Below are 2,453 nucleotides of genomic sequence, written 5' to 3' on the forward strand. Positions count from 1 at the left end.
AATTAGCGGCAGAAAGGCTTCGCTGAGCGGTTTGATGACGCCGCGTTCCGTTTGCGACGGGGCGAGCGGAACATCCCGATAAAATATCGGAGCTCCTACGGGGTCTTTCGACGTCACGCACGTTATGGCACCGCAAGAAAGAACCTGTCCAGGATTTTCACCGGAAAATCCTACAATGTACAGTCGATATGGGGTTTCCACAGAATGTTGTTTCACTCTATCCCAGACTTGTTTGTGAACTGTCCAGGCTTTCGCCGTCCGCTGGTACGGTGTGCCCCGATAGATCTCGTTTGTCTCTATCAGGCAGCGGGGGTCGATTTCGCCTTCTGGGGGTGAGTCGCCCGGCACCAAAGCGCCCAACCAGGATTTCCCGTCGTTGAGAACGAACGCCACCAGCCAGCAGTCTACGCCCGGCGTATCGTCATGCCAGAGCAGTGTGGGCGGCACAATTTCCGGAGGAAAGATTGAACCATCAAGAGGATAGTCGATCGTCAGCGAGGCACAGTCGGCGGCAGGCGCCTTTTCGAGAAGCTGTGCAGCAATCGGTGTCCAACCCGCTTGCAACGGCAAAGCATCTCCGGGCCGCAGTTCGAGCGTACCCACGAGAATTTCTCGCGCAGATTCAGAAAACGCCAGCCGGAGCCGATCAGATACCCTGGCCCCACCACTCCTATGATGGCTGGACTCTTCGCCTACGCTCTTCGCCGCTCCTGTGGTGCGCTCTTCCGGATGGGGAACCAGACCTCTCTCGTCTGAACAGCCCAGCCACAAAAGCGTGCAGCACCACAAAGGGACGAGTAACTTCCTGAGCATATCCACGGTATCCCGCTCACCATCCGCGGGTTGAACTTGACGACCCCACACCCCTGACCGTGGCCGTTTCATTCCTGCATGTTCCGGCCGCGATCAAAAGATTCTATGGAGCGGCGTCGGAAAAGAGCAAGTGAACCCGCGAATGGCTGCGGTGCGCGGCTAATCAGCAGGCCTTCTCGTGTCCGCTCTGTCAACAATTTTTAAGGTGATGGTCCACAGGCGTGAACAGCGTCCAAAGCCGGTTTCACCAATCCGGGCTTCTTGCCCTTCAGCGATTGTGGTTTCGGCGGAGGTCCTCCTCCCCGAGTTTTAGCCCGTTGTCCTGCGGCATACCTGTGTGCCATGCAACCAGTTTTTCTCGAAGCGAGGAAACCACCTGGCCCTGCTGGTCGGCCAGATTCTTCGTTTCCCCAGGATCGGCGTCCAGATCGTACAGCTCCGGCCGGGAACCATCATACTCGCAAAGGAGTTTCCAACGCCCTTCGCGGATCGCCAAATCCGGATATGGTCCGGTACCGGCAAAGAATTTTCTATCCGGCGGCCTCCGCCAGAAAAGGGGTGACTTACGGGAAGCCGCTTGTTTGCCGAGGAGAGCAGGGGAGACATTCTCGCCATTAAAAAAGACTCCCTGCGGTACTGCAATCCCCGCGATCGACAGCAAAGATGGGACCAAATCGATGGCCGAGAAAACAGACGTTCTGTTCCAGGTGCCGGCCGCTTCCTTCGCCACCAGACCAGGCCCCCAAACGATGAGGGGTGACCGGATGCCACCCTCGTACAGCGTGGCCTTACTCCCACGGAAAGGACCGCTGCTTCCGGCATCGACGTCCGGCCCGTTGTCTGAGCAGACAAGGATGAGCGTATTATCTCTCAATTTGGGATTATTCCTGACAAACTGGAACAGAGGCCCAAGTTGCCGGTCCATCTCTTCCAGGACGGCCTTGTACAGTTGGCGCCGGCTTCCGTCACCCCACTTGTCCACCGGTGGCCAGAATGGAGAATGCACATCGTCCGGCCAGATATTCACATAGAACGGCTTGTTTGCTCGAATCGCCCTCCGCATGAACGCCATGGCGGCGTTGACGTCGCCGCTGGTGATTTGAGAACGGGGCATCCACACGACGGGTCCTCCCAAAATCTCGGCATCCGCCCAAATCCTGCCGTACTCCCTGTCACCGGGACGAAGAGTGAGAGGAAGCAGCTTGGGGCCCATCCCCTCGAAATTTGTCAGTGATTCGTCGAAACCGTAAGCAGTAATTGGTGGAGCATCATCGACATCCCGCTGCCCGCCGAGATGCCACTTTCCAAAATGCCCGGTGGCGTATCCGTGCTCCTTGAGGATCCGCGCCAGCGTGGGCGCCGACAGATCCAGCCAATCGGCCACTCCCCGGCGAGCATTGTCGGCCCGATTGTTCAGATAGGATGTGATCCGCCATCGTGCGGGAAACTGACCAGTGGTGATCGCGCACCGCGAGGGCGAACAAATCGGCGAATTGACATAGAACTGATAGAATCGAATTCCCTCGGCCGCCAGGGAGTCCACATTCGGTGTCTTGGCTTCCGTGTTCCCAAAACAGGAAAAATCGCCCCAGCCCATATCGTCAATGAAGACGAGAATAATATTGGGCCGAACAGGTTGT

2 protein-coding genes are annotated in these 2,453 nt (G+C 57.4%); both read right to left on the minus strand.

The genetic code is table 11. From position 1 onward, the window contains the following. On the minus strand, nt 1–813 hold an 813-nt coding region (locus H5U08_RS15735), incomplete at its 3' end, for a hypothetical protein (RefSeq protein WP_297035167.1). A gap of 268 nt (nt 814–1,081) precedes the next feature. After that, a partial coding sequence (locus tag H5U08_RS15740; protein ID WP_297035169.1) for a sulfatase-like hydrolase/transferase occupies nt 1,082–2,453 on the minus strand: 1,372 nt, incomplete at its 5' end.

Origin of the sequence: Thermogutta sp. (genome assembly GCF_014359955.1) — a bacterium.
In the GTDB taxonomy this organism is placed as follows: domain Bacteria; phylum Planctomycetota; class Planctomycetia; order Pirellulales; family Thermoguttaceae; genus Thermogutta.